This window comes from Vibrio sp. MMH1-50 (assembly GCF_022347645.1).
GTDB lineage: Bacteria > Pseudomonadota > Gammaproteobacteria > Enterobacterales > Vibrionaceae > Vibrio > Vibrio harveyi.
The window spans coordinates 273,903-288,250 of record NZ_JAKRGG010000001.1 but is presented as its reverse complement, the minus strand read 5'-3'; the positions used below and the strand labels follow the sequence as shown (position 1 = coordinate 288,250).

17 protein-coding genes and 1 tRNA gene are annotated in these 14,348 nt (G+C 43.9%); 7 read left to right on the top strand and 11 right to left on the bottom strand.

Going from position 1 to position 14,348, the window contains the following annotated elements; translation table 11 throughout:
* Nucleotides 1–19: 19 nt before the first annotated feature.
* From MHO32_RS01395 to folB, 3 genes are read right to left on the bottom strand one after another with little or no spacing between them, the layout of a single operon-like run.
* A complete protein-coding gene (locus MHO32_RS01395) occupies nt 20–823 on the bottom strand; it encodes an undecaprenyl-diphosphate phosphatase (protein WP_009697588.1) in 804 nt (267 codons plus the stop codon).
* 15 nt (nt 824–838) lie between these two features.
* Complete coding sequence (gene folK, locus MHO32_RS01390) at nt 839–1,321, bottom strand: 2-amino-4-hydroxy-6-hydroxymethyldihydropteridine diphosphokinase (protein WP_005450416.1); 483 nt, start codon at nt 1,319–1,321, stop codon at nt 839–841.
* Nucleotides 1,318–1,677 (bottom strand): bifunctional dihydroneopterin aldolase/7,8-dihydroneopterin epimerase, encoded by a 360-nt coding sequence (gene folB / locus MHO32_RS01385; protein WP_005436044.1) that lies wholly within the window; start codon nt 1,675–1,677, stop codon nt 1,318–1,320. The genes folK and folB overlap by 4 nt, the downstream gene beginning before the upstream one ends.
* Before the next feature lie 265 nt (nt 1,678–1,942).
* Between folB and plsY the strand changes: the two genes are divergently transcribed.
* Entirely contained in the window at nt 1,943–2,554 is a 612-nt protein-coding gene (gene plsY / locus MHO32_RS01380; RefSeq protein ID WP_005450419.1) for a glycerol-3-phosphate 1-O-acyltransferase PlsY, read from the top strand.
* Nucleotides 2,555–2,593: 39 nt separating this feature from the next.
* On the opposite strand, the gene MHO32_RS01375 is transcribed toward plsY, so the two are convergent.
* A complete protein-coding gene (locus tag MHO32_RS01375; protein WP_005450420.1) occupies nt 2,594–3,412 on the bottom strand; it encodes an alpha/beta fold hydrolase in 819 nt (272 codons plus the stop codon).
* Between the two features lie 187 nt (nt 3,413–3,599).
* Nucleotides 3,600–4,616, bottom strand: coding sequence for a tRNA (adenosine(37)-N6)-threonylcarbamoyltransferase complex transferase subunit TsaD (gene tsaD / locus MHO32_RS01370; RefSeq protein ID WP_005450422.1), 1,017 nt, complete (start codon nt 4,614–4,616; stop codon nt 3,600–3,602).
* Between the two features lie 230 nt (nt 4,617–4,846).
* Between tsaD and rpsU the strand changes: the two genes are divergently transcribed.
* The 5 genes from rpsU (at nt 4,847) to MHO32_RS01345 (ending at nt 9,626) form a co-directional block, all read left to right on the top strand.
* Nucleotides 4,847–5,062 (top strand): 30S ribosomal protein S21, encoded by a 216-nt coding sequence (rpsU, locus tag MHO32_RS01365; RefSeq protein ID WP_001145625.1) that lies wholly within the window; start codon nt 4,847–4,849, stop codon nt 5,060–5,062.
* Nucleotides 5,063–5,090: 28 nt separating this feature from the next.
* A complete protein-coding gene (locus MHO32_RS01360; protein ID WP_005450424.1) occupies nt 5,091–5,534 on the top strand; it encodes a GatB/YqeY domain-containing protein in 444 nt (147 codons plus the stop codon).
* 148 nt (nt 5,535–5,682) lie between these two features.
* Nucleotides 5,683–7,443 (top strand): DNA primase, encoded by a 1,761-nt coding sequence (dnaG, locus tag MHO32_RS01355; protein WP_239210540.1) that lies wholly within the window; start codon nt 5,683–5,685, stop codon nt 7,441–7,443.
* Between the two features lie 99 nt (nt 7,444–7,542).
* Complete coding sequence (rpoD, locus tag MHO32_RS01350; protein ID WP_005450428.1) at nt 7,543–9,405, top strand: RNA polymerase sigma factor RpoD; 1,863 nt, start codon at nt 7,543–7,545, stop codon at nt 9,403–9,405.
* A gap of 145 nt (nt 9,406–9,550) precedes the next feature.
* A tRNA-Ile gene (locus MHO32_RS01345) sits at nt 9,551–9,626 on the top strand.
* Between the two features lie 249 nt (nt 9,627–9,875).
* Here MHO32_RS01345 and MHO32_RS01340 read toward each other — a convergent pair.
* From MHO32_RS01340 to MHO32_RS01330, 4 genes are all read right to left on the bottom strand, one after another.
* On the bottom strand, nt 9,876–10,817 hold the full coding sequence (locus tag MHO32_RS01340; protein ID WP_239210539.1) for a hypothetical protein: 942 nt from the start codon (nt 10,815–10,817) through the stop codon (nt 9,876–9,878).
* A gap of 25 nt (nt 10,818–10,842) precedes the next feature.
* Complete coding sequence (locus MHO32_RS25745) at nt 10,843–10,974, bottom strand: hypothetical protein (RefSeq protein WP_020840061.1); 132 nt, start codon at nt 10,972–10,974, stop codon at nt 10,843–10,845.
* Between the two features lie 68 nt (nt 10,975–11,042).
* Nucleotides 11,043–11,918 carry a phage integrase N-terminal domain-containing protein gene (locus MHO32_RS01335; RefSeq protein WP_239210538.1) on the bottom strand — a complete coding sequence of 292 codons (876 nt, stop codon included), beginning with the start codon at nt 11,916–11,918 and terminating at the stop codon, nt 11,043–11,045.
* A gap of 477 nt (nt 11,919–12,395) precedes the next feature.
* Nucleotides 12,396–12,758, bottom strand: a complete 363-nt coding sequence (locus MHO32_RS01330) for a hypothetical protein (RefSeq protein WP_239210537.1) — start codon at nt 12,756–12,758, stop codon at nt 12,396–12,398.
* A 76-nt stretch (nt 12,759–12,834) separates the two neighbouring features.
* Between MHO32_RS01330 and MHO32_RS01325 the strand changes: the two genes are divergently transcribed.
* Nucleotides 12,835–13,089 (top strand): hypothetical protein, encoded by a 255-nt coding sequence (locus tag MHO32_RS01325; protein WP_239210536.1) that lies wholly within the window; start codon nt 12,835–12,837, stop codon nt 13,087–13,089.
* Nucleotides 13,090–13,141: 52 nt separating this feature from the next.
* On the opposite strand, the gene MHO32_RS01320 is transcribed toward MHO32_RS01325, so the two are convergent.
* Both MHO32_RS01320 and MHO32_RS01315 read right to left on the bottom strand, forming a co-directional pair.
* Complete coding sequence (locus MHO32_RS01320; protein ID WP_239210535.1) at nt 13,142–13,912, bottom strand: hypothetical protein; 771 nt, start codon at nt 13,910–13,912, stop codon at nt 13,142–13,144.
* A 184-nt stretch (nt 13,913–14,096) separates the two neighbouring features.
* Nucleotides 14,097–14,297 (bottom strand): helix-turn-helix transcriptional regulator, encoded by a 201-nt coding sequence (locus MHO32_RS01315; protein WP_336246129.1) that lies wholly within the window; start codon nt 14,295–14,297, stop codon nt 14,097–14,099.
* Between the last annotated feature and the right edge of the window lie 51 nt (nt 14,298–14,348).

Genomic DNA, 14,348 nt, shown 5'->3' with positions numbered 1-14,348 from the left:
TCAGTTTTAGCTGCTCAACTTAAGCCGTTAGCAAGAAGGCGAATAAACCGAAACCTAGAATCAGACGGTAAATCACAAATGGCGTCATACCCATACGTGAAATCATCTTCAAGAAGAAGTGGATACAAATGTACGCACTGATAAAGGATGTCACAATACCAGTTAGCAGGAAGCCAACGTGTACAGGCTCGCCACTTGTTACCAGTTTCAAGCCTAGGTAACCACCAGCCAAGGTGATGATTGGAATCGACATCAGAAACGAGAAACGCGCCGCAGCTTCACGAGTAAAGCCAAGGTACAAAGCCGCAGTAATCGTGGCACCAGAACGAGAAGTGCCAGGGATCATAGCAAGCGCCTGAGCGATACCAATAAATAGCGCTTTCTTCCAACCCGTTTGGTATTCATCGGCAACCAGTTTTGCATTCTTGTCTACCCACCAAAGTAGCAGACCAAAAATGATGGTCGTCGTTGCAATTACATAGGCACTGCGCAAATAGATCTCAATGATGTCTTTCATCAACAAACCAAATACACATGCAGGAATCGTAGCCAGCACGATCATCCATGCTAATTTGGCTTCTTTACTGCGATCACCCTTAAAGATAGAAGCAAATAGCGCTTGGAATAGCGTGATGACTTCTTGTCGGAAGTAAATCACAACGGCCATTAACGTACCAACGTGAACAGCAACATCAAATGCCAGACCTTGGTCTTCCCAACCAAGAATGGCAGAAGGCAGGATCAAATGGGCAGAGCTGGAAATTGGCAAAAACTCTGTCAGACCCTGAATCAGAGCCAAAATAAAGGCTTCAAAGTAACTCATGTAAACAACTCAAAATTAAAGTGAAAAAGAAACTGGTTTGAGTGAATCGACTGGCTGCATCGCCTGCCAAATATCTGCGATTGTTCTTCCATCGCCGGGGATCACCAATTGAGGTTCGAGATCATACAGGGGCTTTGTTACAAAAGGATATTTGTAGATATCGCTGCGAGGTAGCTCAGGTTTTTGTGGCGAAATGCATTCACCGAACAAGACTATATCGAGATCTAAGGTTCGATCCTGATACTTTTGCGCGTTTTCTTCGCGCCCCCACTGAAATTCAATCTCGCGTAAGTGGTGACTCAACTCTTCGAGTGATAGCTTCGTGGAGAAACTAATCACGAAGTTGTAGAAGTTTTGACTACTAAAGCCGATTGGCTCGCATTCATATATCGGAGAAACACACAGATCGCAGCCTAGCTTTTGTAACTCTTGATAAGCTACTCGCGCGTGCTGCTCTCTTTCGATATTGGTGCCTACTCCGATATACGTTTTGATCATGCCTGACCTCGCTCAATCACAACGCCAACTGCGCGTGCTTGAGGCACCGCACCAGGCTTCGCCAAACGAATTTTCACCCAAGGTACAGAGAAACGTTGCATGATAAGTTCTGCAACTTCTTCTGCGACACGCTCAACCAACAAGAAACGACCATTTTCGATGTGATTCAACACCGCTTCACTCACTTGTGAGTAATCCAACGCATCTTGAACATCATCACTCTTACCCGCAGGTTTGTTGTCGTGTGCCATTTCGATATCCAGAACCAGCTTTTGCTTGATTTGCTGTTCCCAATCGTAAACGCCGATGGTGGTGATTACTTCTAACTGTTCAATAAAAACTTTATCCAGAGCCATCTTATGTCCTTCTTTTACAGAGGTCGGATACCCGATTTGGGCAAATTGATCGTACTATTCTATACCCAAGCAACCTACTATGACCTTTCACTCTGTAAATTGGCTGGAAAAGTCGCTTGGGTATAAACTGCGAAGACTCTTTATATACAAGAAATCCCATAATGCAAGCTCTATCGCAGAGAGTATTTTTGCTCAAAGCCGAATCGCGGTATGATAGCAATTACTCAGGAACTGAGCATTAAATTCCAATCCATCAAGGACTTCTATGGACGCACTGGCACTAATAATGACAATGGCAGCCTATTTGCTGGGTTCTATCTCCAGCGCGGTGCTAATTTGTCGTTTATTAAGACTGCCGGATCCGCGTAAAGTGGGCTCTAACAATCCTGGAGCCACCAATGTCCTGCGTATCGGAGGCAAAGGTGCAGCGGCGGCAGTGTTGCTGTTCGACATGCTCAAAGGAACAATTCCGGTTTGGAGCGGCTACTTTCTTGGTATCGACCCAATCATCCTTGGCGTTATTGCCATTGCAGCGTGCCTTGGTCACATGTACCCAATATTTTTCCACTTTAAGGGGGGTAAAGGTGTCGCAACAGCACTTGGTGCAATAGCCCCTATTGGATTGGATCTGACTGGGCTGGTCATGCTGACTTGGTTATCGGTCGCTTTGTTGTTTCGCTACTCTTCTCTAGCTGCGCTTGTTACGGTACTCGTTACGCCCTTCTATGCTTGGATGTTCAAACCGCAGTACACCTTACCTGTCGCGATGCTTTGTTGTTTGATCGTGTTTAAACATCATCAGAATATTCGCCGCTTATTGTCAGGGGAAGAACCCAAGATTGGTGAAAAGAAATTGGTAGAAAAAAACTCGGCGTAATGCCGAGTTTTTTGTTTATTCAATCGTTACTTGAAAAAATTACGACGCATGCACTTTATTCAAGAAATCCAACAACATCTGGTTGACGATTTCTGGCTGTTCCAATGAACTGATATGACCCGCTTCAGGGATCTCAACCAACTCACTGCCAGTGATGCAATCGTTCATTAAGTAAGATTCAAATACTGGACGAGGCTTATCCTCGCGACCAACCGCAATCAAGGTTGGCAATGCAAACATCTCTGCATCTTCGATAACGTCACGACGCCCAAACACCATACGTCCAATACGAGCTACTTCGACCGCGCGCTCACCTTGCAATGCTTCAAGACTTTGCTTGAATGATGCCACAAGTTCAGGATTGGCTTGCTCTGCGTTGTTGGCAAAGAACAGCGGTGTGACAGCCTCAACGATCGGTGCTGGTACGGCTTGAACTTGGCTTATCGCATCCAGCATCGCAAAGTATTTCTTATGTGTAACTTCAGGTTCCAAACCGATGAATGTATCCATAAGAACCAGAGATTTAACACGTTGAGGAGCTTGTGACGTCAGCTCTGCTCCCCACATCCCACCAACCGATAAACCAACAATAGAGAATTGTTCGATCTCCAAATGATCCATGAGTGCCAGCATATGTTGAGCGTAATCGACTAAAGATCGTGTCGAAGCAGGCGCGGCGTCCGACTCACCATGCGCCCATAGATCAGGCACGATACAACGATATGATTGGCTCAACACTTCAATCTGTGGAGCCCACATTTGGTTATCCCACAAGTAGCTGTGACCAAACAGCAATACAGGACCTTCGCCCTTATCTAGGTAAGCAAGCTGCTGACCTTCAATTTCAAACTTATTCATTGTTATATCCATTTATTATTCTTCGGCACAATCCTATCACTGAAACGAAACAAAACTGCTCGCATCAGTTAGGCTCTTACAATCAATTACACAAGGCCTTTCAATTAGCTAGTTAAAAATAAAGGCCTCTGATGAGCAGAGACCTTTATCGTGTTGAATATATTTCAAACCTTCAGTAGAAGTTTGATTACGCGATTGGCGTAAGCTGGTCGATAGGCCAACGCGGACGCGCTTCTACCGACATATCTGCCACTTCACCGTTTTTCAGGCGTTGCATACCTGCGTATGCGATCATCGCGCCATTGTCCGTACAGAACTCAGTGCGTGGGTAGTAAACTTCACCACCAACTTTCTTAGCCAGTTTTTCAAGCTCAGCACGCAGACGACGGTTAGCACTTACACCGCCAGCAATAACAATGCGCTTCATACCTGTTTGCTCAAGTGCGCGCTTACATTTAATTGCCAGCGTAGCACATACCGCTTCTTCGAATGCGTAAGCGATATCAGCGCGAGTTTGTTCATCATCACCGTTTGCAGCAATCGTGTTTGCCGTGAAAGTTTTTAAACCTGAGAAGCTCATGTCCAAACCTGGCACATTCGTCATTGGACGTGGGAATTTAAAGCGACCCGGAGTACCTTTTTCAGCCAACTTAGATAGCAGTGGACCACCAGGGTAATCCAAGCCCATTAGCTTCGCAGTCTTATCGAATGCTTCACCCGCCGCATCATCAATAGATTCGCCTAGGATTTTGTACTCGCCGATGCCTTTAACTTCAACCATCATTGAGTGACCACCCGATACCAATACCGCCACAAATGGGAACGGTGGTGGGTTATCTTCTAGCATAGGCGCCAGTAGGTGACCTTCCATATGGTGAACAGGCACCGCAGGCACACCCCAAGCATAAGCAATACTGCGACCGATAGTGGCACCGACAAGCAATGCACCTACCAAACCCGGACCTGCCGTGTATGCAACACCGTCGATGTCTTTGGAAGTCAGATTCGCTTCTTTCAGAGCCTCTTTAATAAGAGGAATGGTTTTCTTAACATGGTCACGTGAAGCCAACTCAGGCACCACGCCGCCGTAATCTGCGTGAAGTTTTACTTGGCTGTAAAGCTTGTGTGATAAAAGACCTTTCTCATCGTCATAAATCGCGATGCCAGTCTCGTCACAAGAGGTTTCAATACCAATAATGCGCATGGTTTTCTCAGTGTGCTTTCTATATAGAGGAAATTTGGGCGTCATATTACCCTGCCTTGGTGCTTCAAACAAATTTTGTACAGACAATAGGCGATAAAACGCTTTACAAAGCTGTGTTGATCGGATTAAAATTCCGCACCATTTTTGATCAAGCTGGTAACTGACCAAACAATTGTGATTTGGTTCATTAAATTCCAGCGTTAACGAATAACCCCTGAGGTGAAAGGCATATGCCAGTAGTTAAAGTACGTGAAAACGAACCGTTCGACGTTGCTCTACGTCGTTTCAAGCGCTCTTGCGAAAAAGCAGGTATCCTTTCTGAAGTGCGTCGTCGTGAGCACTACGAAAAACCAACTACAGTTCGCAAACGCGCTAAAGCAGCAGCTCAAAAGCGTCACGCTAAGAAGCTAGCTCGCGAAAACGCTCGTCGCGTTCGCCTGTACTAATAACTGAGCTCCGGAAAGGAATTTAGTTATGGCTCTGATTGATAAACTCAAAGAAGAGCAAAAATTAGCGATGAAAGCCAAGGACAAATTGCGCCTTGGTACTATTCGTTTAGCTCTATCTGCAATTAAGCAACGTGAAGTTGACGAACAGATTACTCTGGGCGACGACGACATTCTTGCTGTGTTGACCAAGATGGTTAAACAACGTCGCGACTCTGTAACGCAATTTGAAGCAGCAGGTCGTCAAGATCTTGCTGATGCGGAACAAGCTGAAATTACCGTTCTTGAGGACTTTATGCCTCAACCACTGACAGACGAAGAAGTTGCAGCTCTTATTGAGAGCGCAGTTGCTGAATCTGGCGCAGCTGGCATGCAAGACATGGGCAAAGTAATGGGCGTTCTGAAACCGCAAATTCAAGGGCGTGCAGATATGGGTAAAGTAAGCGGTTTAGTTCGCGCTAAATTGGCTTAATACCCCACCCAATTGCAGCAAGCCGTGCTATCCTTTGGAACGCACGGCTTGTTTGTATCTGGCAGAATGGAATAACAAAAAGCCGCACACATGCTTTTCTCTGTAACCCATTCACACCAATCATGATTTTCTTTTTTTGTTAGGTTTTATGGCTGGACACATCCCTCGTAGTTTTATTGATGACCTCCTAGCTCGACTCGATATTGTCGATATCATCGACGCGCGCGTGAAACTTAAGAAAAAAGGCAAAAACTACGGCGCTTGCTGCCCTTTCCATAACGAAAAGACACCGTCATTCAGCGTTAGCCAAGAAAAGCAGTTTTATCACTGTTTTGGTTGTGGCGTGCATGGCAATGCCATCGACTTCATTATGGAGTTCGAACGCCTAGACTTTGTCGAAGCCATTGAAGAACTGGCATCTTATCTTGGATTAGATGTACCACGCGAACAACGCAGTGGTGGTGGCGGTCAATTTAACTCAGGACCACAAGCCAGCAGCAGCGAAAAGCGTAGTCTCTACGATATCATGGGCAGCATTGCTCAGTTCTATCGTAACCAACTCAAGCAGCCAACAAGTAAAGTGGCGATTGAGTACCTAAAAGACCGCGGTTTGTCGGGTGAAATCGTACAGAAGTTTGGCATCGGCTATGTGGCGGATGAATGGGACTTAGTCCGTAAAAACTTTGGTCAGAACAAAGACAATCAAGACATGCTTGTGACTGGCGGCATGTTGATCGAGAACGACAAAGGTAACCGCTATGACCGCTTCCGTGGTCGTATCATGTTCCCCATTCGTGATCGCCGTGGTCGAGTGATTGGATTTGGCGGTCGCGTACTTGGCGACGGCACACCAAAATATCTGAACTCACCAGAAACGCCTATCTTCCATAAAGGTAAAGAGCTTTATGGTCTTTACGAAGTGCTACAAGCATATCGTGAACCACCACGAATTTTGGTGGTTGAAGGTTATATGGATGTTGTCGCGTTGGCGCAATATGGCGTAGATTACTCTGTCGCCTCTTTGGGCACGTCAACCACTGGCGACCACATTCAAATGCTGTTTAGGCAAACGAATACCGTCGTATGTTGTTACGATGGTGACCGAGCAGGTAAAGAAGCCGCATGGCGCGCGCTAGAAAATGCACTTCAGTACCTTAAAACGGGTAATACATTGAAGTTCCTGTTCTTACCTGACGGTGAAGACCCTGACAGCTACGTTCGAAAATATGGCAAGCAAGCCTTCGAACAGCAAATAGAACAAGCCACACCGCTTTCGAGTTATCTCTTTGATAACCTGATTGAATTACACCAAATCAACTTGGGTAATAATGAAGGTAAATCAGCACTACGAGCCTATGCGAGTGCATTGATTGACAAGATTCCTGATCCCTATTTTCAGGAGTTACTCGAAAAGCTACTTGATGAACGCACGGGTTTTGATAACCGCTTACGTCAACCACGTAAAAAGACGGGTGAAAGTCGACCTCAGCCGCACAAAGAGATCAAACGAACTCCGATGCGCGAGGTAATCGCTCTACTTATTCAGAATCCGAGCTATGCTCAAATGGTACCAGATCTTTCCTCAGTGAGAGATTTATCCATACCAGGCCTAAGTTTATTTGCTGATGTACTTGATAAATGTCAGGCGCATCCCCATATCAACACTGGCCAATTATTAGAGCATTGGCGAAACAGCCAAAATGAGACCCTTCTGTCTCGTCTCGCGAGCTGGGATATTCCCCTCGATGAAGACAACCAAGAAGAAATATTTTTAGACTCACTGGATAAAATTATTGCCCAGTGCGTAGAAAAACAAATTGAAAACCTGCAGGCCAAAGCAAGAAGTGTCGGTTTATCAGCCGAAGAGAAAAGGGAGCTGCTAGCTTTGATGCTAGATTTAAAAGCGTAACCCTGTTTAATTAGTCAGCAACAATTTAATTTGTTATAGTAAGTGGTTTGCATTTCGCATACTGATTCCTTCACCAGATTACGAAGTTGGATACCGTCTATGGATCAAAATCCGCAGTCACAGCTAAAGTTACTTGTTATTAAAGGCAAGGAACAAGGCTATCTGACCTACGCCGAAGTAAACGACCACCTACCTGCTGAAATCGTAGATTCAGAACAGGTAGAAGACATCATTCAGATGATCAACGACATGGGTATCAAGGTAGTAGAAACTGCTCCTGATGCTGATGATCTTGCACTGAACGATGACACAAACATCACCGATGAAGATGCAGCTGAAGCTGCAGCAGCAGCACTTTCTAGCGTAGAAAGTGAAATTGGTCGTACAACAGACCCAGTGCGCATGTACATGCGTGAAATGGGTACTGTAGAGCTGCTGACTCGCGAAGGCGAAATCGACATCGCAAAACGTATTGAAGAAGGTATTAACCAAGTTCAATCGTCTGTTGCTGAATACCCTGGCACTATCCCATACATTCTTGAGCAGTTTGACAAAGTTCAAGCAGAAGAACTTCGTCTAACTGACCTAATCTCTGGATTTGTTGACCCTGATGCAGACGACACAGCTGCACCAACAGCGACGCACATCGGTTCTGAACTAACTGAATCTCAGCTAGAAGAAGAAGACGAAGAAGACGTTGATGAAGACGAAGAAAGTGATGACGATTCAGATGACTCTGAAGAAGATGTAGGTATCGACCCAGAGCTTGCGCTTGAGAAATTCAACCAGCTACGCAGCACATACCAAAACCTTCAGCTTGCAATCAACGAGCACGGTTACGAAAGCCCGAAAGCAACAGTAGCTAACGAGTTGATGCTAGACGTATTCAAAGAATTCCGTCTAACACCAAAACAGTTCGACCACTTAGTGAATGAACTGCGCACAGCAATGGATCGCGTTCGTACTCAAGAACGTCTGATCATGAAGTCTGCAGTTGAATACGGCAAAATGCCGAAGAAATCGTTCATCGCGCTGTTCACAGGTAACGAATCAAGCGAAGCATGGTTAGATGAAATCCTATCATCTGACAAGCCATACGCTGAGAAGATCAAACGTAACGAAGAAGAAATCCGTCGTTCAATCGCTAAACTAAAAATGATTGAAGAAGAGACTTCTCTGAACGTTCAAAACATTAAAGACATCAGCCGTCGTATGTCTATCGGTGAAGCGAAAGCTCGCCGTGCGAAGAAAGAGATGGTTGAGGCGAACTTACGTCTAGTAATTTCTATCGCTAAAAAGTACACCAACCGTGGTCTACAGTTCTTGGACCTAATCCAAGAAGGTAACATCGGTCTGATGAAAGCGGTAGATAAGTTCGAATACCGTCGTGGTTACAAGTTCTCGACTTACGCAACGTGGTGGATCCGTCAGGCAATCACTCGTTCAATCGCGGACCAAGCACGTACGATTCGTATTCCGGTACACATGATCGAAACGATCAACAAACTAAACCGTATCTCTCGTCAAATGCTACAAGAGATGGGTCGTGAGCCGTTACCGGAAGAACTGGCAGAACGTATGCAAATGCCAGAAGACAAGATTCGTAAAGTACTGAAGATCGCTAAAGAGCCAATCTCTATGGAGACACCAATCGGTGACGACGAAGATTCGCATCTAGGTGATTTCATCGAAGATACTACGCTAGAGCTACCACTAGATTCTGCTACGGCAACGAGCCTGAAAATGGCAACGAAAGACGTACTTGCAGGTCTAACACCACGTGAAGCAAAAGTACTTCGTATGCGCTTTGGTATCGACATGAACACTGACCATACTCTAGAAGAAGTAGGTAAGCAGTTCGACGTTACTCGTGAACGTATCCGTCAGATCGAAGCGAAAGCACTACGTAAACTACGTCACCCAAGCCGCTCAGAAACACTGCGCAGCTTCCTAGACGAGTAATCGAAGCGATTAAAATCAAAAAAGGTGACCAATGGGTCGCCTTTTTTATTATCTGTGAAGCTAAGTGAATAAAAACTAAGCGCAATTGCCCCACCTAGTGGCTAGACACCTCGCAACGCTTCCCCTATAATCGTTGACCTATTAAGGCCCCTTAGCTCAGTGGTTAGAGCAGTCGACTCATAATCGATTGGTCCCCAGTTCAAGTCTGGGAGGGGCCACCAAATTTCGAAAGGCGTAGCAGGTTAGTACCTACTACGCCTTTTTTGCATTTGATGATTTTGGGTGTAGTTGTGGGTGTAGTTAGGAAGAGACTTAACGCACATTTCGAGTCCTCTCCTGTTAATCAAAAGTAGTGTTTGCCATCAAGAGCAGAAAACTCAGATAACCCCTTATTGCATACAACAAAAAAGCGCCCCTTTCTCAAGGGGCGCTTTTAAATAATTGTGTCGACGTTTCCTGCAAGCACACAGTTACCTCAGCATATCTCCATTTGAAATATTCCAGCTGTCCAAGCTTATATGGCAGTTATTACCCACATCGACCTCAAAGTAAGAAAAGCCTATAGCATGATGGAGATCGATTACGCCAGACCAGTTGTTATTCACGTACACTGCATCTTCAGAACGTGAGCGAGGCTCAAACCTAAAGCTAGAAACCTCTAGCAGTTCGGCTTGCTCTCCATTGTCATCATCAGTTGTGATTTTACCAAGTCCCAAAAATTTGGCATTAGCTTCACCATCTTCTCCATAGAGGTCACTTTGCTCCGGAGTCAATGAGTGGAAATAATGATTCAAGCGTGGCTTGATTGATTCAATATATTCAGCGCAATCTGATAATACAGGGTTGATAGCTCTCTCATCATCGATACGAACTTGACTGTATTCTTGGATAGCCCCATTCAACGTATCAACTTTAATGCTCTTACCGTTTACCGACGCATGGTATGTTTTTGTAACATCAACTTGCTCGTAAGGTTGTAAGTATAATGGAGCATTAGCAATATACTCGAATACCTCCGACTCCATAGAATTAGAGCTATTATTGTTATCTGAGCCACCACTACCTCCACATCCGACTAACATGACTGTTGGAATCGTTGTCAGAAGTATTAACTTAATTACATTCATTACCACTTTCTCTGAATTAAAGTTAGTCAGCGATATGTGGAAAAATCTTGTCAAAAACACTTCATTCACATAAGTCACTAATTGCGTATGACAATTATCTAAGTTTACTTTGATGTTTGGAATTACATTAAATCCAAAAACACTATTCAGTTTTTCTGAATAATCAGAATCAAGAAGATCTCCCATGCCAGAAAAGACAACCTCATACTTAAAGCAATTTGCCATCAAGAGCAGAAAACTCAGAGAATCCTTATTGCCTACAACAAAAAAGCGCCCCTTTCTCAAGGGGCGCTTTTTTTAGATTCGCACTTTATTCAATTCCATGCTTGTGGTCATACCAAGTTGCAAACAGAATCAAACATGTCGTTCCGAAGACGATAAGAGATAAAAACAAGAACTGCGCTAACGTCATATCGGCAGCATCTAGAATTTGCGTCAACATAGTAAAGCTCCACTCTTATTCTTACTGATTACTTTTCAATCTACTGAAGAATTGGTGAGCTGTCTAGTTTATCGTCCCAGATAAATTACCGTGACTTCTTCTCTTTCATGTCCCAGCTCCTTGCTGATAATCAAACGAGCTTCCTTATCTACCATTTTCTGGTTTACGCTAAGCTCTCTGCTCGTCAAACCACCAGCCTTTAGAGCCTTCATGCCTGTAAGTTCAATATAACGTGTCTGGGCGTACTGATGTCGCAAGCCGTGATTCTTACATAACCCAGCTTGCTTGCAGGTGCTCTCATAATGTTTTAGTTGTTGGATGTATGTTTTTCCAGCCGGAATCATAGAACCTTTGGGAGCTATTTCAACGGCATGTTCTAAAACTCGCTTCTGGTATTCATTTCGAATTGGAACCTCTCGTTCCTTACCGCCCTTAGTCCAAGAACCCTTTAAAAAAATTCTATCATTTTTGATAGCTATACAGGGTGAGAACTTCAACGCTTCTTCTCGTCTCAAACCAAACGCAGATTGTAGTTCTAATGCTGTTTTGATGTACGGGTCTGAGATTGTGTTGAGCTTTTCCACATCAAGTGTTTTTGCCTTATTCATTGTATTGTCGCTAAACACTCGCTTTCCGATACCTAGTTCTTCATTCGATTTCGGCAATAAATGCTCACGGCCAGTTTTTTCAAATACCCAACGAACATGAGCCATGCGATTTTTGATCGTTCCTATGCTCAAGCCTTGGCTCTGCCAATGCTCAACAAGAAATTTTACGTGCTTTAGCTTAAGCGTATGAGGAGTTAAGTGCCTGTAGCCTCCCCCTTTTAACTGTTTCTCAATTTGAATAAGAATATTGCTGCGTGCAGCTTGGGATGCATAACTTCCGTCTGCATTACGTCTCATCAACAAAACAAGTCCGTGCCTTAAGCTCGGCTTAGCCATACCTCTACTCCTAATCAAATGAGAGCCATATAGCTCATATGGCTCTGTTTATTTGAAACATATCGAAGAGAAACGTAATCAAACCACTGTGACCTGTTGGTTAGTGATAAGCCCAATTCCAACTTATGGTTAGTAAGCAGAATGCCTCAGAGGCGATGAGGGCAAGATTTATGGTTTGTATGTCGAAGTGACGACTGTCGTACATGGTCTACTTGAAGAAGCTTGAGCACCTACGAGAAGAGCATTATGAAGAACAATGCTGGTTACGTTTCTTTCTCCTATTTATATGATTTACGATTTCTGAAGTGTCTTTAGAGCGACGGCTACTTGTATTTACATTGTTAGGCTAGCAAGCCGTCACTTGGCTGTCACCAAGCGACCCCGCTTTAAAAAAGAGTGGAATGCAGAAAGCGTAAGCTTTGGTGGTTGAGGCACGCCTCCTGTCACTACCTATTTCATAGCTAGTGACAGGAGGCGCTACATTGGCAGCTTGATAGATTTGAGTAAAGGCTCTTTGATATCGTCAATACATAAAACCAATTCTTGCAAAGGCAAGTCAAAACGTGGCTCAAAGTAACCATACTTGATGAATATCTGACGCTTGATCGCATCAGTAGATTTTAGGTAGGCCAGTATGTTCTCATCAGATAGTTCAAATGGAGCATCCTCAGCAAAAATGGCCGTTAATGCTTTCGCCAGCACAACACGATGTTGGTCACTCACAAATGCAAGTGCATCCAGAAACACATGCTCCATATCTTCCATATAGCGCTTCCAAAGAAACTCTTCCATGTGAACCATACGTCCCCCTTTATCTTGCTTTGTTCGCACTGCGAACATGTTATTTCATAGCTAACTTTATAAGAATGCTACACTCAAATTCGTGACGTAATACTGATTGTGTACAGGTGAAAACATGGAAGATAAAAAGGTCCCTAGCCTATTAGCAATACTCAGCACAACTTGCATTGCTCTACTTGAAGGCATTATTTTAATTCTAGATGCCTCTGATGCTGTAAAAAGCAGAGATAAAGAGCATATAAGCTTTGATGATGGGCTGTCAGACACAACCTATTTCGATGACATCGGTAATGATTTTGAACGAGATTTAGAAGGGACACTGAGGAATAAAATTACCGAAAGACCTCACTCGGATAATCACTACTGGTAATAAAGAAAACGACTCAACTCTACGTCAAGCCGCTTCTAATTAATCATGCCTTTTAGGTAATTGGTGTAGCTTGGTTAAAAGTATAAGACCACAGCCATTCATCTGTCTTTCGGTCAGATAACAACACAGGCTCCCCTTCCTCACGTAACACCATCAAACCACTAGCCCCATCGCCTTCAGTATGAACACGTTTAAGCTCTACCGACTCAACCTTTCCGTTAAAGACACAAACTTTATAGGCCCCTTCAATATCAGGTTTACTCATGAACCAAGGCGAGCGATCTGGTCCTATAGAACTAAAGCCATGAATATTTCTAGCAAAGTTATATAAAGCTTCAACAAGTTCCGGTTCGTTATCTTCGCACATAATCTCTACATCACGAGCAAGTTGATATGGAGACACACGCCAACCGTGGTGATTAAAGCTATCTACGAAAAAGTCTATCAAACTATCAGAGTTTTCTCTTAGTTCATCCATGTAGTCTTCTATGAAGAAGCCAGCCTCACCAAACAAGGATAAATCTACACACCTGAATACCTTCACTCCTAGAATGGATTTAGCCCAAGCTAAAGCCTCTGTGAGGTTAAGAAACCGTCTGATGTCTTTACCGTAATCAACAATGATGCAATCAATGTCCTCTATAACAGCGCAGAGCGCATGGTCATGATTTAAAGGCGTCATAGGAGATAGAAACTCCTCGAAATACCCAAATAACACATGTCTCATATCAACATGACCAGATAATGCGATGCTTGTTTGATTACAAAACTTCACAGCTGCGGAATCAAACGTTTCAGTCGAAATATGTTTAACACTATTCATTTTCTTTCCTTCTTAATGGATGAGAAGCTGTAATGCCTGCTCCTCTTGAGCTTCAAAATGAACATTAAGACAGATAGAACCGGATATTTTTTTTAAACTAACGATCGCTGTATTTCACAAAGTATTAAGTCGATGTTCGCAGTGCGAACGAAAAAGCGAGGCCTATTACCTCGCTTCTATAACTTTACTCTTCAAAGGACTGCTCTTGTGCAACTAGCCAATCAACAAAGTCTTTTTCTCGCCACCCTAAACAACGTCCGTTGATTTGAATTGGTTTAGGAAAACATTTGTCTTTGGCCCACCAACGCCAGATCGTCCTCGGACTGCGACCTAGTGAGTCTGAAACTTCTTTAAGGGACATAATTCGGTCTCTTGCCATGAGCATCCTCCTTTTCTCATTTGATGACTGAACCAGTATCTTTGATAAAAAGAGGTG

Coding starts and splice junctions, on each gene's coding strand:
- MHO32_RS01395 (WP_009697588.1), bottom strand. CDS start 823: ATGAGTTACTTTGAAGCCTTTATTTTGGCTCTGATTCAGGGTCTGACA.
- folK (WP_005450416.1), bottom strand. CDS start 1,321: ATGATCAAAACGTATATCGGAGTAGGCACCAATATCGAAAGAGAGCAG.
- folB (WP_005436044.1), bottom strand. CDS start 1,677: ATGGCTCTGGATAAAGTTTTTATTGAACAGTTAGAAGTAATCACCACC.
- plsY (WP_005450419.1), top strand. CDS start 1,943: ATGGACGCACTGGCACTAATAATGACAATGGCAGCCTATTTGCTGGGT.
- MHO32_RS01375 (WP_005450420.1), bottom strand. CDS start 3,412: ATGAATAAGTTTGAAATTGAAGGTCAGCAGCTTGCTTACCTAGATAAG.
- tsaD (WP_005450422.1), bottom strand. CDS start 4,616: ATGCGCATTATTGGTATTGAAACCTCTTGTGACGAGACTGGCATCGCG.
- rpsU (WP_001145625.1), top strand. CDS start 4,847: ATGCCAGTAGTTAAAGTACGTGAAAACGAACCGTTCGACGTTGCTCTA.
- MHO32_RS01360 (WP_005450424.1), top strand. CDS start 5,091: ATGGCTCTGATTGATAAACTCAAAGAAGAGCAAAAATTAGCGATGAAA.
- dnaG (WP_239210540.1), top strand. CDS start 5,683: ATGGCTGGACACATCCCTCGTAGTTTTATTGATGACCTCCTAGCTCGA.
- rpoD (WP_005450428.1), top strand. CDS start 7,543: ATGGATCAAAATCCGCAGTCACAGCTAAAGTTACTTGTTATTAAAGGC.
- MHO32_RS25745 (WP_020840061.1), bottom strand. CDS start 10,974: ATGTTGACGCAAATTCTAGATGCTGCCGATATGACGTTAGCGCAGTTC.
- MHO32_RS01335 (WP_239210538.1), bottom strand. CDS start 11,918: ATGGCTAAGCCGAGCTTAAGGCACGGACTTGTTTTGTTGATGAGACGT.
- MHO32_RS01330 (WP_239210537.1), bottom strand. CDS start 12,758: ATGTTCGCAGTGCGAACAAAGCAAGATAAAGGGGGACGTATGGTTCAC.
- MHO32_RS01325 (WP_239210536.1), top strand. CDS start 12,835: ATGGAAGATAAAAAGGTCCCTAGCCTATTAGCAATACTCAGCACAACT.
- MHO32_RS01320 (WP_239210535.1), bottom strand. CDS start 13,912: ATGAATAGTGTTAAACATATTTCGACTGAAACGTTTGATTCCGCAGCT.
- MHO32_RS01315 (WP_336246129.1), bottom strand. CDS start 14,297: ATGCTCATGGCAAGAGACCGAATTATGTCCCTTAAAGAAGTTTCAGAC.